Origin of the sequence: Clostridioides sp. ES-S-0049-02, assembly GCF_020658465.1 — a bacterium.
In the GTDB taxonomy this organism is placed as follows: domain Bacteria; phylum Bacillota; class Clostridia; order Peptostreptococcales; family Peptostreptococcaceae; genus Clostridioides.
Genome location: NZ_JACVWG010000018.1, coordinates 12,788 through 29,505, shown reverse-complemented (window position 1 = coordinate 29,505; position 16,718 = coordinate 12,788). Strand labels below are relative to the sequence as shown.

Annotated in this window: 20 protein-coding genes and 2 pseudogenes; all 22 read left to right on the top strand. The window is 27.5% G+C overall.

Annotated elements, in window-relative coordinates:
- Positions 1–20: 20 nt before the first annotated feature.
- The 22 genes and pseudogenes from IC213_RS18870 (at position 21) to IC213_RS18765 (ending at position 16,690) form a co-directional block, all read left to right on the top strand.
- Positions 21–752, top strand: a complete 732-nt coding sequence (locus IC213_RS18870; protein WP_227863449.1) for a hypothetical protein — start codon at positions 21–23, stop codon at positions 750–752.
- Positions 753–795: 43 nt separating this feature from the next.
- Complete coding sequence (locus IC213_RS18865) at positions 796–1,254, top strand: hypothetical protein (RefSeq protein WP_227863448.1); 459 nt, start codon at positions 796–798, stop codon at positions 1,252–1,254.
- Between the two features lie 67 nt (positions 1,255–1,321).
- Complete coding sequence (locus tag IC213_RS18860) at positions 1,322–2,293, top strand: hypothetical protein (protein ID WP_021383027.1); 972 nt, start codon at positions 1,322–1,324, stop codon at positions 2,291–2,293.
- A gap of 25 nt (positions 2,294–2,318) precedes the next feature.
- Positions 2,319–2,888: a hypothetical protein gene (locus IC213_RS18855; RefSeq protein ID WP_227825365.1), complete on the top strand. Its 570-nt coding sequence runs from the start codon at positions 2,319–2,321 to the stop codon at positions 2,886–2,888.
- A 44-nt stretch (positions 2,889–2,932) separates the two neighbouring features.
- On the top strand, positions 2,933–3,568 hold the full coding sequence (locus IC213_RS18850; RefSeq protein ID WP_227825366.1) for a hypothetical protein: 636 nt from the start codon (positions 2,933–2,935) through the stop codon (positions 3,566–3,568).
- Positions 3,561–4,553 carry a hypothetical protein gene (locus tag IC213_RS18845; protein ID WP_227825367.1) on the top strand — a complete coding sequence of 331 codons (993 nt, stop codon included), beginning with the start codon at positions 3,561–3,563 and terminating at the stop codon, positions 4,551–4,553. Before IC213_RS18850 ends, IC213_RS18845 begins: the two co-directional genes overlap by 8 nt.
- Before the next feature lie 15 nt (positions 4,554–4,568).
- The gene (locus IC213_RS18840; protein ID WP_227863447.1) at positions 4,569–5,063 is read left to right on the top strand and encodes a hypothetical protein; all 495 of its coding nucleotides are present in this window, start codon (positions 4,569–4,571) and stop codon (positions 5,061–5,063) included.
- Positions 5,063–5,863: a hypothetical protein gene (locus IC213_RS18835; protein WP_227863446.1), complete on the top strand. Its 801-nt coding sequence runs from the start codon at positions 5,063–5,065 to the stop codon at positions 5,861–5,863. Before IC213_RS18840 ends, IC213_RS18835 begins: the two co-directional genes overlap by 1 nt.
- A 40-nt stretch (positions 5,864–5,903) precedes the next feature.
- Positions 5,904–6,719 (top strand): hypothetical protein, encoded by an 816-nt coding sequence (locus IC213_RS18830; RefSeq protein ID WP_227863445.1) that lies wholly within the window; start codon positions 5,904–5,906, stop codon positions 6,717–6,719.
- Positions 6,720–6,852: 133 nt separating this feature from the next.
- Positions 6,853–8,262 (top strand): hypothetical protein, encoded by a 1,410-nt coding sequence (locus IC213_RS18825; protein ID WP_227863444.1) that lies wholly within the window; start codon positions 6,853–6,855, stop codon positions 8,260–8,262.
- Entirely contained in the window at positions 8,246–9,034 is a 789-nt protein-coding gene (locus IC213_RS18820; RefSeq protein ID WP_227863443.1) for a phage tail domain-containing protein, read from the top strand. Before IC213_RS18825 ends, IC213_RS18820 begins: the two co-directional genes overlap by 17 nt.
- Before the next feature lie 13 nt (positions 9,035–9,047).
- Positions 9,048–9,497 carry a hypothetical protein gene (locus IC213_RS18815; protein WP_227863442.1) on the top strand — a complete coding sequence of 150 codons (450 nt, stop codon included), beginning with the start codon at positions 9,048–9,050 and terminating at the stop codon, positions 9,495–9,497.
- On the top strand, positions 9,498–9,956 hold the full coding sequence (locus IC213_RS18810) for a hypothetical protein (RefSeq protein WP_227863441.1): 459 nt from the start codon (positions 9,498–9,500) through the stop codon (positions 9,954–9,956). It begins immediately after the preceding gene.
- Between the two features lie 217 nt (positions 9,957–10,173).
- Positions 10,174–10,995 (top strand): phage antirepressor KilAC domain-containing protein, encoded by an 822-nt coding sequence (locus IC213_RS18805; RefSeq protein WP_227863440.1) that lies wholly within the window; start codon positions 10,174–10,176, stop codon positions 10,993–10,995.
- A gap of 160 nt (positions 10,996–11,155) precedes the next feature.
- Positions 11,156–11,452 (top strand): annotated as a pseudogene (locus tag IC213_RS18800) (Bro-N domain-containing protein); the annotation flags it as partial.
- 21 nt (positions 11,453–11,473) lie between these two features.
- Positions 11,474–11,641: pseudogene (locus IC213_RS18795) on the top strand (IS200/IS605 family transposase); the annotation flags it as partial.
- Between the two features lie 26 nt (positions 11,642–11,667).
- Positions 11,668–12,831: an RNA-guided endonuclease TnpB family protein gene (locus IC213_RS18790; protein ID WP_227863439.1), complete on the top strand. Its 1,164-nt coding sequence runs from the start codon at positions 11,668–11,670 to the stop codon at positions 12,829–12,831.
- Positions 12,832–12,953: 122 nt separating this feature from the next.
- Complete coding sequence (locus tag IC213_RS18785; protein WP_227863438.1) at positions 12,954–13,241, top strand: hypothetical protein; 288 nt, start codon at positions 12,954–12,956, stop codon at positions 13,239–13,241.
- 168 nt (positions 13,242–13,409) lie between these two features.
- Entirely contained in the window at positions 13,410–14,129 is a 720-nt protein-coding gene (locus tag IC213_RS18780) for a BRO family protein (protein ID WP_227863437.1), read from the top strand.
- Between the two features lie 133 nt (positions 14,130–14,262).
- A complete protein-coding gene (locus IC213_RS18775; RefSeq protein ID WP_227863436.1) occupies positions 14,263–14,421 on the top strand; it encodes a hypothetical protein in 159 nt (52 codons plus the stop codon).
- A gap of 383 nt (positions 14,422–14,804) precedes the next feature.
- A complete protein-coding gene (locus IC213_RS18770) occupies positions 14,805–16,052 on the top strand; it encodes a hypothetical protein (protein WP_227831955.1) in 1,248 nt (415 codons plus the stop codon).
- Between the two features lie 59 nt (positions 16,053–16,111).
- Positions 16,112–16,690, top strand: a complete 579-nt coding sequence (locus tag IC213_RS18765) for a hypothetical protein (protein WP_227831956.1) — start codon at positions 16,112–16,114, stop codon at positions 16,688–16,690.
- The last annotated feature ends 28 nt before the right edge of the window (positions 16,691–16,718 follow it).

Sequence of the window (16,718 nt, the reverse complement as noted above, 5' to 3'; positions counted from 1 at the left end):
AAGGAAAGGAGGAAGATATATTGAGTACAAGTAAAAACTATGGACTATCAACAGAAAATATAAGAATTTCTATTAATAGTCAATTAAAAAATAAGATGGTTGAGGTTGAAGACCCTTACTGGGGAGGTAAATACACAACAAGAGAATATTATTTAAGAACTATTCTACCTGAAGAAAAAATAGCTATCTTAGAGGATAACACCAACTATGGTAATTATTATGGAATATCATATTCTATAGATGGAGATGATGTTGTTTTAGATTATGAAAACAAAAAATCATACATAGAAGAGTGGAGAGAGAAAAAAGAAGGGGAAGTCATAGAAAACTTTTCTAAAGAAGATACTTTAAAAGATTTAGTCCTTGAGAAATTTAATGAAAAAGAGACTGAAATAAAAAATTTAAATGAAGAACTGGAAAACTTAAGAGAATTTAAAGCCGATAAAGAAATGGAAGAATATAAAGAAAAAATTTCTAATGTTATCTCAGAATTTAGTTCATTAACAGAGGATGAGGTTAAGACTTTTAAAGAATCTGCTATAAACAAAGAACTATCTTTAGAGGAACTAAGAAAAGAGTTAAGTTTACTTGATTATGCTAAGTTAAAGAAAAACACAAAGAAATTTAGTACAAGAGATAAAAAAGAAGAACTTCTTGAAGAAGCAAAAATAAATTACTCATCTACATTAGAAGATGAAAATAAAAATACAAAATCATATGAACAAATATTAAAAAAACACTCAAATAAGTAGTGTTTATTTTTATGAAAAAAAATAAAAAAGGAGATATATAAAAATGGCAGATAAAGCGATATTAAACTGTGATATAGACAAGTACCCAGATGTTGTAACAGCAAAAAATGGAAGTGATGTACTAGAAAATGGTGCAATAGTTGCATTAGGTGGCTTAGTCGATTCAGAGCTAGGAAATGATTGTTATAAAATAGAAAAGTTATCAGAAGGATGCAGATTTGGAATTTTAGACAGTGTTGCACTTCAATATGATGAAAGATTAGATGAAAGAGATTATGAATTAAAAGCAAATGAAATAGATAGAGTTAGATTACCTCATAGGGGGTTATGTATGACATTAGCTAAAAAACATTTTGATGGTGTAGTAGCCGTTGGAGATGGATTAGAACTTAAAGCAGATACATATAAGCTTACAAAGAAAACTACAGGTGCAGTAGTTGCAAAAGTTGAAGAATTATATAGTTTCAATGGACAAGAATCAGTATATGTATCTTTTATGTAATAACAAATAGATGAACTGGAGACAGTTTTTTAAAAATGAAAAATGACTAAAGAAAGGTGGAAAAAAGATGGCTATAGATATAATAGCATTAAAAGATTTATCAAATGATATATTAAACGGAAAAGTAAAAAATTATGCTCAGTGTGAGGATGCATTAAGAAAAGAAATAATAGATATATGCGGAGGTAAGTGGGGACAATATACGTTCTTTGAAAATAAATATAAGATATTTCAAATATTATCTGAAACAATAACTGATAAAGTAAATAGATTAACTGAAGAAGCATTTTCAGATTTTTGTGATGTGGAAAACTTTGATTTAGGCAATAAAAAAGAATTTACAGTTAAAAATACAGACTTATTAAGAATTGCAAATATAGCTGAAGGTAAAAATAGTACAAGAAGACAAAGACTATTAGGTAAAAAAGTTCCTACATCTGCATTTAAATTAGCAATAGCTATATATGAAGAGTTTGATAGATTTATAGCTGGAAGAATAGATTGGTCTGAAATGGTAGACAGAGTATCTTCTACATTCCAACATCATATAGCAGAGGCAATAGCATCTACTATGGAAGGGGCTTATGCATCTGTGCATACTAATTTAAAAACTAGTGCCGCTTATTCAGATAAGGACTTAAAGAAAATAGTTAATAAAGTAAAAGGTGCTACTGGACAATCTGTTGCTATATATGGAACTCCAGAAGCAGTAGGAAATATAGAAGGTGTTGGAGCTGACTTAGATAAAGATGACAAAAGAAATTTTGGTTATGTTAAAAACTTTAGTGGAACACCTGTAATAGAATTACCTAACTATTATGATGCTGAAAGAGATAAATGGGCATTAAGTAATAGTATTTTATATGTTATACCAAATGATGAGAAGATAATCAAATTAGGATTTGAAGGTGACACAATGATAATAGAAAATACTGATGGAATAGCTAGAGATGACCAACAAATAGAGATGTTCATGTCAAGAAAAATGCATTTAGGTGTTGTTGTTGCTTCTAAATTTGGAATGTATAAAATACAATAATATTATTTAGAAGGGAGATTTTTTTATGGCTGCTAAGACAAAAAAAGATGTTTCAGAGGAAGTTGAACAAATAAAAACTTCTAAAAAAACATATAAAGAATTAAGAAATGAACTGAGGAAACTCAAAGATGAAATAGAAGTAGAGATAATGAACTTAGATACTGGAACAGTTTTATATAGAGATAGAGATGAAAGATTAGTCTTTGAAATGAATAAAGTGGGAGAAAAGACATTTATTATACTATCTGACTTATATGAAATATCAAACAAACATAGAGGTTATTTTGAAAACTATCTTATAACTATAGTGGATGTTGATAGTGATTATTATACTGTTGAGGATATATTAGAGTATTTAAGTTTAAAAGATGTTTATGAAGGTCTAGGTGGGTATGATTTAGATTACATAAATTATATATTATTAAAATTAGATAATGATAGATTTATGAATATAGTTGAAAAAGCTAACTATGGTTTAATAGAGTGTTTAGGCTCAAGAGTAATCGAATTATATAAAAAGGGTAAGTTTGATTCTCATTATAAGGAACGTTTAATAGCTACTAGACTAGGCTTACAAAGCTTATTTGAGGATTAGGGTGGTGTTATACATCATCTATTTTATAAAAGAGTGGTGATGATATGGCTACGCCAGTAAAAGAGATATATAAGCAATTTCTTTCTCTAATAAATGATGAAGAGATGCTATTACTTGAAGAGGAAATAATTGAGGATATGATGTATTCATATCTTCAAAAGGCTACATTTGATTTTTATGAATGTAGAAAAGATTTGTCTATAATAGGACAAGAAGAGTCTTGTATTACAATTCCAATTGACCAATTGGAATTTATTATTGAATATAATAATAAATTTGCAGAAATAAAACTAATAGGAAAATATACAGATAAAGAGTATGAAATCAATAAAGATTATATTGTAGAGTTTAGAGAAGAAGACTGTATAATAACCTTTGAAACAGAAACAGAAGAAGAAATCTTATTTAAGAGTAAATATCTAGGAGAAATAATTTCAGACCTTAATTTAGATGAAATAATTATATTAGCTTATGGAATGATGATTTGGTGGCTTCAACCTAAGATTCTTAGAGAAGAAAATTTAAAACAGATGTTAACTGACTCAGATTATAATACTAAGTCTGGTGCTAATATGTTAGCAAAGCTTTGTTTGTTAGAAGTTCAAATTAGAGAGCAACTTGCCAAATACAAGACAAGATATGTATATAAAGGTTTTAAAGGTTGGGATAAAATTGAATAGTTATATTAGTAATTATAAAAAAAGAATTGGACTAGGATGCTCAACTCCTAAAGAAAAAAGAATATTACAACTGAGATTAAGTTTTAAGAAATATTTAAAAGAAACACCAACCTGTATTGAAGTACCTATAACTGATATAGATGAAGTTTGTATAACAGAAGATACTAAAAGAGCTATAGTTGCAATTAATGATATAACTAATAATGATAAAAGGTCACTAGATGAAAAAAATCTATTAGTTGAATCGGATTTAAATGTAGATGTAGGTTGTTATCTTTTTTATGATAATTGTTACTGGCTGACTATATTTAAAGAACATAAAGAAATGGATACATATAAGCATTTTATAATAAAAAGATGTAATCAATTCTTTAATTATAAGTATAAAGGTCAGACATATAAAATTCCTCTCTCAGTAGAAAACTTAACTTTATATTCTGATGGTATGGCAGATAATAAATATACATCTGTAGCAGATACAAAAAGACAACTTTATTTTGGAAGTAATCATATAACTAAAACTATAGATATTGACACTAGAATAATGTTAACTGGTAAAACTGTATTTAGAGTTACATCGGTAAATGACTTTGAGTATAATGGCAGAGAAACAGGCTCAGATGGACTTATTAAAGCTATATGTTTACAAGATGCTTTAATTTCAAAAGATGATACAATAAATAATATTGCTTATAATGAGTTATCTGAAAATGATAATGTAATTATCCCATTTAGTAAGATTATGGGTGAAGAATTTATTAATCTAGGCGAAGAAAATGAATACACTATAGACCATGCTCAAGGTGTTGAGTGGCTCTTAGAGAAGCAGTATAACTATTGTAACATAATTAATCAAGATGAGAAATTGTGCGTCTTACAATCTAACACACTAGCTAAATATTCTGGCTTAGAAGTACTGCTATTAGCTAAAGATAAAGATACAAATGAAATAATAGATACTAAAAAGATAATGCTAAGGGGGTAGATATTATTAGTTTATATGGATTTCCCTAACAAGTTAATTTCAAATATTGGAACAACTCTAATGTCAAATCAAGACTTCGCTAAATTTATGATTTATAATGATGAATGCCAAGAAGATATTCTATCCATGCCTGATATAAAAAATCCAGTTAAAGAGCTTAGAAACAAGAAAGTATTTCTAAATAGAAGAGTAGAAAAAGTCTTAAAAGAAGCAGATATATCAGTTTTCATAATTATGTCAGAGTATAGACCATGTTCTGAGGGAAGTAGGACAGTTAAAAAAACAAAGATAGAAATTGGTGTTGTCTGTCATGATGAATGCCAAGATACGGCAAATGGCCTAAGAGATGTTGCGTTGATGTGTTGCATAGTCGATATAATAACTCAAAATGAGGAAATAGCTGGTATAGGTAAGATTAAGTTAGAAAATGTATATCAAATGTATAATTTAAGTACTGATTATAATGGATTTGTAATAACTGTATCTGCTGAAAGTTTTGGTGATATGTAATGTTAGAAAATTACTATATTACAGGACTTCCAATTAAACTAGGTGAAACACTAGGAACTATATATCAACCTACTATTGAAGAGCTTATTAATTCAGATATGGCTAATTTAGAGATGGTCAACCCGTTTTTAATACTTGAGAAGAGTTATTCTCAGCTATGTAACGAGGAATCATTTGAACTAAAATGTAAATATGACACTATACCCATCTTAGATTTAATGATGTTAACATCAAGGAAAAACTCTTCTGAGAAAGTTGAATTACTTAGTGATAAAATAAAAAAATCTTTATCTATATTATATAAGACTGACATTAGAAATATTGAGTATATGAATAATATTAAAATTGGTATTTTAATCAAATCAGAAGATAAAAAGAAAAATGCTTTTATAAGTAGAGAAGATTTTGGACTAGTATCAGATTTAATTTTAGAGATGTTTTGTATTGATAAAAAAAATCTTGAAAATGATGAGGATAAATGGATCGAAAATACTGGTTCTGAGAGAGAAAGAAAGTTAATTGAACACTTCAAAGAAAAGGAAAGAAAAAAAAGAGAAAAGGAAGCATATCATCTATGTGATTATATAAATGTAGTTCAAAACATAGATGGATATGTACCAATAGATGTTATTCTAAAAATGACTTATTGGCAATTGATTAACGTCTACAAGACCAAGATACAATTTAAAAATTATGATGAAAGTTTGGGATTTGCAAGGTCATTTAAATACCAAGTTGAGGCAGATAAGATTAAGCATTGGTCTAAAGAAATAAAAATACAAACTAGCACTGTTAAATAGCAGTGTTATTTTTATGTAAAAATGAGAGGATGATTAAATAATGAGATTTGCGATAAAAGATGCAAGTAATATAATAGTAAAAAATAAAACAACTGGAGAACCACTTTTTTATACAGCAGATTTAAATGCTTTTAACTTTAAATTAGATTCAGAATCAGTTTATGCTAAAGCGAAAGGTGCGAATGCCATTGCCTTTGATGGGAGTGTGACTTGTAGTTTAGCACTTGAGCAAGAGGTAATACAAATGCCACAACTGGCAATGCTATTAGCTTCTGATATGGTTGAAGAATCTGCTAAGGTTGGTAAAAGAAAACTATTAACTTCTGATAGTACTAAGAAAGTTACTTTAGCAAATGTAAAACCAGTTACTAATAGTATATCTGTATATAGTGTTGAAAAAGATGGTATATCTTTAGTTAAGAAATTGCAGTTTACATCAACTGTAACAGGTTCTAACACAGAGATAACAATATCTACTGCTGATTTTAATGCAGGAGATAAGGTAGCAGTATTTTATTTAGAAGAGTTACCAAAAGCAAAAGTTATAAAAATAAAAGAAGAATCTACTGCTCCAAACTATGTAGTAGAAGCAGATGTTATGGCTAAAACTGCTGATGGTGAATATATGGTATTATACATGACTATTCCAAATGCAAAAGCACAAAGAAGTATAGAGTTAAATCTTACTGCTGAAAATCCATCTGGATTTAATATGACACTAGATGTTTTACCAGATGAAAATAAAGAATATGTAACATTTGCATTTGTTGGAAATGAAGATGTTAGCCCTGTTAGAATGGCCTCTATGTTAGGTGCTGAATTAATAGACGAAAAGGATGTTAAATCTAAGAAATAGTGAATTACCCTACTCCTAATTGAGTAGGGGTTATTTTTTTACGTTTAAATATAATTTTAATCGGATTTGAACTTAAAAAAATGAAAGAAGGTGATTTTTTATAGGTCTGAAAGATATAAAAATAAGAAAAGGAATGAGTAAGCAAGAAGTAAACCATTTAATAAATAAGTATTTAGAATTAATTGATAATGTTTATTTTGGAAAAGATTATAATCATAATTGGAGATGTAAATGTGGAAACCTTATAAGAAACAGAAAATGGCATAATATAAGATACGATAAAATGTTTAAGTGTAAAAAATGTAAATATGAAGAAATAGAATCCCGATATAGATACGAGGTAGAAAAAGATGGGAAATATGAATACATAAAAAGTTTTAGAGCTGGAGAAAATTTACCAAATGGAAAAATAGTATATAATCCTTTTATACAAATAAAACACAAGTACTGTGGTAACATATATGAAGTAAATGCAAATAATTTTATAAATACAGGTCAAAGATGCCCGAAGTGTTGTCAAAGATATGAAAATTCAATTCTACATAAAAATAAATATATAGCAAATTTAATATATATGGATGAACATAAAAATAATGTTAATCCTAAATTAATTTATGCCAATTCAAATAAAAGATTTTATCTCAAATGTCCCAGATGCAATAAAATTAGTAGTAATCCAAAAACTCTATCTAAGTTCTCAAATAAAGATAATTATAATTGTGAATATTGTTCAGATGGTATTTCAGTACCAGAAAAATTTATGTCTAGTATATTAAATCAGTTAAATTTAAAATTCATTACACAGCCATCGAATTTAAATTTTTTATGGATAACAAACAATATAAGATATGATTTTTATATAAATAAATTAAACATAATAATTGAAACACATGGCAAACAACATTATGAACAAATGCTTAGAAAAGGTGTAAAAAATAAAGTCAGAAGTCTAAAAGAAGAACAAATCAATGATAAATTTAAAAAAGAATTAGCTATAGAAAATGGAATAGAAGAAAAAAAATATATAGTCATAGATTGTAGAAATTCTGAGTTGGCTTGGTTAAAAAAAAATATTACTAAGTCACTAGGGAATATATTAGATTTAAGTAATATAGACTGGAATAAAGCATGGGAAGAAAGTCAGAATAGTCTATGTGTTAAAGCATGGGAACTATGGAATAATGGAACTAGAAGTACTAAAAAAATAGGACATATATTAAATTTAAACATTAGCACTATATGCAGATATTTAAAAATAGGAGCAGAATTAAAGCTTTGTAATTATAATCCTAGCACTCAAGCATCTGAAATCAACTCCAGTAAAAAAATATTGGTATTTCCAAATGGTAAAAAAATAAACTTTCCTTCGATAAATCATTTATGTGAGTTTTTATGCATCTCAAGAAGTTCTTATTATAAAAATATAGAACAAAACAACAATAAAATTGATTCAAATATATCTGATAGGTTGAAAAATAAGATGTTATTATTTGATGGGTGTATTGTTATAAATAACAATGAGGAGGATGAGTATTATTTTTAATTCAGAAAATTTTTACTTTAATGGAAGATATAATAGAGATAATGGTGTGATTTTAGTAACTATGGATTCTGATATTTTGAATAACTATGGATTGTCTTATAGTGAGCCTTTGAAGTCGGAAGCTAATTTTAATAATAACCCATACTATTTTTCAGATGAATCTGAGGTAGAAACTGTTACAGTAATGATATGTTTAGTTGATAAATACAATAATCCAGAAGTGTGGAATGACTACATATTGGAAGATATATGTAGATGGCTTACAACCTCAGAATTTAAAGAATTTATTAGTGAAGATAATATAGAAAATGTTTATTATTTTAAAATGAAAAAAATAACTAAAAAATTTAATCACTTAGGTTATGGTGTGTTGGAAATAGAGTTTCAGCCGTATACAAATTATGCATATAGAAACTTTCAGAAATCAATAACCGTCAAGGATACAAGGGAAATTAAACTAAATAATATATCTAATGTAGATGAAGAATATGCTCCAGTAATTGATATTGAATGTTTAAAAGAGGAAGATATAACTATTAGAAATGCTAGTATTAGTGATAATGAAGAAGATAGTTTAATCATAATTGGATTAGAGTTAAATGAAAAAATAACAATAGATAATTTGTACTATACTGTTTTAAACGACAATGGAGAGAATAGATTTAATATTGTTAATAGAAAGTGGATTAGGTTAAAAAGAGGTGTAAATATATTGAAATTTACTGGAAACTGTAAAGTTTCTATTAAGTGTAAATATCCAATAATAAAATAAGGGAGAGATAGATATGAATAAGATACAAGTAGATAAATTAATGCAAGATGAAGTTAGAGCTATAATACCATTTGTAGATGAGAATGGTAAAGAAGAATATATAGAAGTTAGAAATCCTGATAAGAAAACTAAGGAAGATATATTAAATAAAATATGGGTCGGTATGGAAAATCCAGATTTAGCATTGTCTCAAGAAGATATTCTTAAAATGTTGGTTGATAAGTTGACTAATATAGAGATAAATATTGAAATAGAAGATTTGATAAATGGTAATATATCTAATGAATTAGAAACTGTGATGTATTATATAGGCCAAATAGAAAATGAATTAACTGCATCTTTATTAATGAATACTGAGGTTAAGTTAGGTCAGTTAAAAAATGATATATTACAAGATAGAGTACTTAAAGAGACTGAGGAAATTGAAAAGATGAATAATATCAAAGATAAGGTAGTGAATTAAATGGTATTTAAGTCTTTAGATGAGTTAGTTGCCTATACTAATAATCAAATTAAAGCATCTATGCCTGAAGTTGGTAAAAAGATGAAAGAGATAATGAAAGAAGAAGTAAACAAGCAAGTTTATTCTGATTATACTCCTAGAGGTGTTTGGCGTCCTGATTTATGGGGTGGTAGAACTTATGACTTATTAAATTCTGTAGATGTAACAGAGCTTTCCTCTAATTCTGTTGTCTCCGAAATACAGAATAACGGAAGATGGTTTGATGTATTTAGTAAAAACCCAGCATTTCCAATGGTTAGATTAGAAAAAGGTAAAGTTTGGGCAGCAGGTGGTACTAGAAAAGAGCCTAACTTTAGACCTAAGACAAATATAATGAGTGAAAGTGAAACTAAAGTAAGAGCTGAGATTCCTTTGTGCTTCAAATCTACGATGAATGGATTAGGAGTACCTGTGGAATAAAACATAGAGAGTTTAGATTGTTTCTCAATGTACAACAACATTGATTGATACAAATACATTTAACAATGTATGGCAAAGAACATTGTTTATAAGATACAGAAAATCATAAGATGATTCAAAAAAATCCCATCTTTTTCAAAAAGTAGTTGCGATATAATAAGATATATATTATAATAAAAATACAGTAACAATAATATAAATTGAAAGGTGGGATTCAATGAATCAAAATGAAGTTAAAGTAGAAGTATTTAGAAATGAAGAGTTAGGGATGGGTGTTAGAACTATAAGTTATGAGGATGGAAGTATAGGTGTCAATGCTGAAGACACAGCTGTAGGATTTGGATGGTATCAAGAAAAAAATAATAAAATATATCCAAAATGGGAAAGAATGAATGGATTTATAGTTGAAATTGGATTTTCCCCACAAGTGGGGAAAGATGATTACATACCAGAATCACTTTTTTATATGTTAGGAATGAAAGCTAAAAATGAAGCAGCATTAAAATTTCAAAAATGGTTAGCTACAGATGTAATACCAACTATCCGTAAACATGGAGCATATCTAACTGACACAAAGATAGAAGAAATATTATCTAATCCAGACACAATCATAAGACTTGCAACAGACTTAAAAGAAGAGAAAGAAAAGAGAAAAGCTTTAGAGGAGGCAAATAATAAGCAAAAACAAATCATAGGTGAACTTAAACCAAAAGCAGATTATACAGATTTGATACTTAGAAATAAAGGATTAGTAACTATAACTCAAATAGCTAAAGATTATGGCATGAGTGGTAAGGCTATGAATAACAAATTGAATGAGTTAGGAATTCAATTTAAACAAAGCGGTCAGTGGTTATTGTATAGCGACTATCAGGCTAAAGGATATACCCATTCTGACACAATAGATATTGTAAGGGCTGATGGAACACATGATGTTAAGATGAATACTAAATGGACTCAAAAAGGAAGATTGATGATATATAAGAAACTTAAGTCAATAGGAGTACTGCCTGTCATAGAACTTAGTGAAGTTTGCTAAGTCATATCAAAATACATATCAAGGTTCAATCAAAAGAATTCAAACATATAAGATAATATTGATAATTACATAATAAGAATATTGCTAGAGAGATTAGCATGTAGAATCAATATTGTTCTAGTCTCTCTAGTAAAAATAAATAAAATAGGGAGATGGTTTAATGGAAAATGAAATGAAAGTAGAAGTATTTAAAAATGAGCAGTTTGGTGAAATTAGAGTGTTAGAAAAAGATGGAGAACCTTGGTTTGTGGGAAAAGATGTAGCTAAAATGTTAGGATATTCCAATTCAAGAGATGCTTTAAAAAAGCATATTGATGAAGATGATAAAGGGGTAGCGAAATGCGACACCCTTAGAGGAAAACAAATTTTAACAATTGTTAATGAGAGTGGATTATATAGTTTAATCTTAAGCTCTAAGTTGACAGAAGCTAAAAAAATCAAAAGATGGGTTACGAATGAAGTATTGCCTACAATAAGAAAACATGGTATCCACAAAGTAGTGAAAGGATTAAAGGGATTTAGCTCAAAGGTGTTAAGAGAGAATTTCCCACATCTAAAAAGTAGTATGCCTACTTTATGGACTAATAGCTACTTCTGTGGTACTGTTGGTTCTGTTTCTTTGGAAGTTGTCAAACAATATATATAGAGTCAACAATTAAGGAGCAAGAATAAATGATAAAGACTTATAGAGTAAAATTAAAATTAACTAAATCACAATTTGAACTAGTAAGAGAGAAGCAAATGGAAAGTGCTAATTGTTGGAATGAAATTGTTCGAATATCAAAGCATTATTATTTTGAGAATAAGGAATGGATTCATAAATATGAAATACAAAAGCAAATAGCAGGTAAATTCAATTTAGCTAGACATAATGTAAATGCTATAACAGATAAATTTTGTGTAAACAGATTAACTATATCTAAGCTAAGAAAAAATGGTGATTTGAAAGCTAAATATCCATATAAAGAAAAGAAGTTTTACATAATTCCATTCAAAGGTCAAAGTATATCAACAAATAAATTAGGTAATCTAAAATTGACTCTAAGTGCTGGTAGATACTTAGAATTAGATTTTAGTATCCCGAATATTAAAACTGCCGAAATAGTATGGAGAAATGGTTATTATTTATACTACACTTTTGACAATGGATTAGATGAGGTTGTAGCCGAAGGCACTAATACCATAGGTGTTGATTTAGGAGAAATACACTCAATAGCCAGTGTAACTAATGAAGGTATAGGACTTATAATATCTAATAGAGAAGGCAGAAGTATTAAGCAATTTAGAAATAAAATGTATGCTTATATTTCTAAAAGATTAAGTAGATGCAAAACAGGTAGTAGACAATCTAAGAGATTATGGAAATTAAAAAACATTATTAGAACTAAAACAGATAATCAATTAATGAATTTATATCACCAAACAACGAAAAAGTTTATAGACTTTTGTGTAGAGCAACAAGTATGTGAAATAGTTTTAGGCGATATAAAAGGGATTGAGAAAAACACAAAGAAAAAGAAACGATTGAATAGAGTTAATAGACAGAAAATATCTCAAATGGAGTATGGTCGAATCAAATACTATATCAAATATAAAGCTAAAGAGCAAGGTATCGAAGTTAAATTAGTTAAGGAAAATTATACTTCTCAAACTTGTCCAAAGTGTTCTAAAAAACACAAACCACAAGGTAGAACCTATAGTTGTGCTTGTGGCTATAAAACTCATAGAGATATAGTTGGTGCTTGGAATATTTTAAATAAAAAACATAAATGTGATTTAATAGATTTTAGAATAAAGCATAAACAACCAATTAATTTAAAAGTATCTACCATATAAGGTAGTAGTGGCGAAGACACCGTCCATAAGTAGCTTGGCTTTGTAACCACCTCTGTTGTACTGTTTAAGTATAAAAAAGTGAGTTAGTCACCAAGAATCCCCTAGATTTATCTATGGGGAGTGTGTCAAAGAGGATTAATCAGATAGTTAAATATAAAGCAGAACCTAAGAGTTTTAGTAAAAGATGGAATTTGTTATATAGTGAATTCGAGAAAAAATATCACCTCGATTTGAAGAGAAGAATTAATAATTGTGATATTAAACCTAAGATTAAAAATAAGATAGATTATATTGAAAGAGAAATGAACATGATACCTCAATTGTATGAGATAGCATGTAAATTATTCGAGAATGACGTTGAAGAGTTAAAGAACGAGTGGATTTCAGTTATAGAAGAAAAAATTTGTTAAGTTAAAATAATATAATCATTTCTAAAAAGCAAATCATGGATGCAATTCTAAGTTAACAAATCTAAAAGATAACATTGATAATTAAATAAGAATAAGACTAAAGAGATTAGTCTAATGTTATCTATATTCTAATCTCTTTAGTCAATAAAATAAAAGGGAGATTAGAATATGAATAATTTAATGGTTTTTGAAGGAAAAGAAGTAGAAGTATTTGAATACGAAGGAAAAGTTTTATTTAATCCAAAACATGTAGCAAAATGCTTAGAATTAAGTGAAAGTGCAACAAGAAATCATTTGTCTAAAATGAATGATAAACAAGTAGTATTATTAAGAAACTCTAATGTCCGAGATAAGGACTTTAGAAAATTACACAATACAGGAGAAAATTTTTTAACAGAAAGTGGAGTATATAAGTTGATTTTTAAATCAAGAAAAGAAGAAGCAGAGAGATTTCAAGATTGGGTCACTGATGAGGTTTTACCATCAATAAGAAAAACTGGTACATACAATATCAACCAAGATTATTACTCTCAAATGATACATGGTGGAATACTTGGAGGGTTCAAAGCAGTAGAACAATATGTCAATGATAGATTTAATGTAATGGAAAAAAATAATAAGAAACAAATTGATAATATAAAAGATTTAATTGGATTTAGGTCTAAAAACACAGCTATGTTATCAAAATTATTAAAGTTAAAACTATCTAATATTAAAGGATATAATGTTAATGCAAATGACTATGATTATAGAACTACAGCTACTAAGATTTTTGCAAGATATAATGTAGCTAAGTGGGAAGATATACCCGTATCTAAATTTAATGAAGTGCATGCTTTGATTGATACTTTGGAAGAAATAGATGACATATATACTTGGAAGAATTAGAGAATCGCCAACACTGGGGATTTAATTAAAAATAATAAATAATCGCCATCATTGGCGATTTTAAAAAGAAGTAATCTTCTGTTATTTTGCTAATAGAAGATTATTTTTATTGTATAAATGTGTAGGTGATAATATGAGTAAATATAAAATTAAACCAATACAAGCAACACCTGAATTATCAGGCAAAGATGCTGAATTATTTATAAGGCAAGTATTTAGTAAACCAAGTCAAAAGGAAATAGAGAGAAATGAAAAACTGCTGAAGAAATTGACCTCGTGTAAGATTCTCTAAGGCTTTCTGAAAATGATTATTTGTGTTTATACCTTGATTGCTTAGAATCGAATATAAGAGGTTGTTTTTTATACTGAAAGTGTTGGAATTTCAACAAGTGTTCCTGGGAGGAACATTTTATTTGGTGTTTAGCCAGATTAATAGTTGAAAATAATTAGATTCTAAAATGTGCAGTATACATATTTAAATGTTAGTAATGATTTTATAAATTAATAATATAATCAAAAAAATTGTATACACAATATATAGATGTTAAAATATCAATATCAGATTAATATATTGCAAATGAATTTTTAGCCTAATGATATATTTTAGCGAATATTGGTATATTTTACCATTTATACTTGATATAATTAAAGTATCAGAGTATAGGAGGAAAATTTATGGGAGACACAAGAGTGTTACATTGTGGAGATATAATAGATAATTACTATTTATGTATAAATGAAAGTATAGCTGGTTTTACTAAAAGAGGACAAAATAAAGGTGATATAATTTATTTTGCTGTAAGAATAGATAAAACGAGTTATTGTGGTGCGAGAGGATTACTAGGAGATATAACGGATTATAGACCTAATTGGGAAGATGTAGAAAAATATAAGCATTGCTTTAGAGTAGAAAAAATGGAATACTGTAAGCCATTTAATCTAAATATTTTAAAAGAATGTCACGATAGATGGGGGTTAAAATTTTTAATTGGTTCTAAACCATTTAATGATAAGAAGGCTATTAATTTATTAAATAAAAAATTCAAAGCTAATAAAACTAAAAAAATATGTGATATTTATGAATATATAGATAGTAAAATAAATAATAATTCTGAAGATGATGTAGATGAGAAAACAATAGTTGATACAGAGGAAGAAATTAAGATTATGGGGACTTTTCAAACTATAAATTTTAAAAGTGAAACTGACATTCAAAGAGGATTAGAACCTTTGGTTACTAAACATTTTTATCAATTATTTCCTTTTACAGAAGAAAACAGTGTGTTAATATCTGAAAATAGGGCATTTTCAACATCAGGAGTAAAAAATGATAATTCAGAAAATATAAAAGGAATTAAAAGTATTCCTGATGCGTTACTGATTTCATATGATAAAAGTTCTAAAAAAGCTCCACTAAAATTAAATCTAATAGAATACGAATGTTATGGAGAGGGTAAAGTAAGAGCGTCAGAAAAGTTTACTTATTTAAATGGTCAAGTAATTCCGCAATTAATGAGATTTGCATCTGCATTTAGTATTATTACAGATAATAAACTTAGAGATAAAACTATTAAAAGTTGGATAGAAAAAATAATGACATATGTTGAATCTAATGAACAAGTGAATGAGAAAATTATCCGATGGATGAAAGAATTGAACCCAAATATAAAGCAAATGGCTATATATAGAGATTTTGAAAGTGAATTAAGAAAATCTTTTAAAATGAACATAAACATAATTTTAATTATAGATGAGATGACATCTGAACAAAAAGAAACTATAAAGAATATAATAAGGTCTTTTAAATTAGACAACACCTCTTCAAAAGAAAATTATATAGATTTTAGTTCATATATAGTTAGATTGGAACAAAAAATAGATGTATATAATAAAGATGGTGATTATGCACTTTCATTTCAATAATATAATGTCAATGTTTATATATTATTGATATAATTAATATATCAGAATGGGGGAATATTATGTTTAAGAAGATATTATTGATTTTAATGATTGGTGTTTTAGGATTTGGAGTTGTAGGATGTAGTGATGATTTATCTGATGAAGAATTAGCTAAGTGTGAAAAAGAATATAGTAACTTAGAAAAAATTCTTGATGATATTATTTGGGAGTGGTATGATGAAATATTTAAAGGGGTTTATCATGAAAATGATAATAGAGAATTTGAGGGGGATATAACTAATAGAAGAGTAGTGAAAGTTACCTTTGATGAAAAAACGCTGAATAAAGCTAAAGAAGCATTAAAGGAAAAAAGAAAGATTATAAATGATATAAATATAAATAGACTAAAGAAGTATGTTAAATATGAAATCAAAAACGATGAGTACTATAAAGATATGACTAAAGAAGAAAAAGCAGAGGTCTTAAAAAAAACATTGAATGTAAAAAAAATTTTAAATCAAGGATTGGACATATATGAGAACATTTTAAATCAAGGTGAAAAATTAGAATATAATGAAGAAGAGTGTGATGAATTATTTAATTCTGCTTTAAAAATACAGGATATGATTTATGAAGAAATACCAGAACAATTAAAATAGAAATATTTTATAGACAGTCAATTGACTG

What these genes read in the sequence shown, in the direction of transcription:
- IC213_RS18865 (WP_227863448.1), top strand. Translation starts at nt 796, where the DNA reads ATGGCAGATAAAGCGATATTAAACTGTGATATAGACAAGTACCCAGAT.
- IC213_RS18860 (WP_021383027.1), top strand. Translation starts at nt 1,322, where the DNA reads ATGGCTATAGATATAATAGCATTAAAAGATTTATCAAATGATATATTA.
- IC213_RS18855 (WP_227825365.1), top strand. Translation starts at nt 2,319, where the DNA reads ATGGCTGCTAAGACAAAAAAAGATGTTTCAGAGGAAGTTGAACAAATA.
- IC213_RS18850 (WP_227825366.1), top strand. Translation starts at nt 2,933, where the DNA reads ATGGCTACGCCAGTAAAAGAGATATATAAGCAATTTCTTTCTCTAATA.
- IC213_RS18840 (WP_227863447.1), top strand. Translation starts at nt 4,569, where the DNA reads ATGGATTTCCCTAACAAGTTAATTTCAAATATTGGAACAACTCTAATG.
- IC213_RS18835 (WP_227863446.1), top strand. Translation starts at nt 5,063, where the DNA reads ATGTTAGAAAATTACTATATTACAGGACTTCCAATTAAACTAGGTGAA.
- IC213_RS18830 (WP_227863445.1), top strand. Translation starts at nt 5,904, where the DNA reads ATGAGATTTGCGATAAAAGATGCAAGTAATATAATAGTAAAAAATAAA.
- IC213_RS18825 (WP_227863444.1), top strand. Translation starts at nt 6,853, where the DNA reads ATGAGTAAGCAAGAAGTAAACCATTTAATAAATAAGTATTTAGAATTA.
- IC213_RS18820 (WP_227863443.1), top strand. Translation starts at nt 8,246, where the DNA reads ATGAGTATTATTTTTAATTCAGAAAATTTTTACTTTAATGGAAGATAT.
- IC213_RS18815 (WP_227863442.1), top strand. Translation starts at nt 9,048, where the DNA reads ATGAATAAGATACAAGTAGATAAATTAATGCAAGATGAAGTTAGAGCT.
- IC213_RS18810 (WP_227863441.1), top strand. Translation starts at nt 9,498, where the DNA reads ATGGTATTTAAGTCTTTAGATGAGTTAGTTGCCTATACTAATAATCAA.
- IC213_RS18805 (WP_227863440.1), top strand. Translation starts at nt 10,174, where the DNA reads ATGAATCAAAATGAAGTTAAAGTAGAAGTATTTAGAAATGAAGAGTTA.
- IC213_RS18790 (WP_227863439.1), top strand. Translation starts at nt 11,668, where the DNA reads ATGATAAAGACTTATAGAGTAAAATTAAAATTAACTAAATCACAATTT.
- IC213_RS18780 (WP_227863437.1), top strand. Translation starts at nt 13,410, where the DNA reads ATGAATAATTTAATGGTTTTTGAAGGAAAAGAAGTAGAAGTATTTGAA.
- IC213_RS18775 (WP_227863436.1), top strand. Translation starts at nt 14,263, where the DNA reads ATGAGTAAATATAAAATTAAACCAATACAAGCAACACCTGAATTATCA.
- IC213_RS18770 (WP_227831955.1), top strand. Translation starts at nt 14,805, where the DNA reads ATGGGAGACACAAGAGTGTTACATTGTGGAGATATAATAGATAATTAC.
- IC213_RS18765 (WP_227831956.1), top strand. Translation starts at nt 16,112, where the DNA reads ATGTTTAAGAAGATATTATTGATTTTAATGATTGGTGTTTTAGGATTT.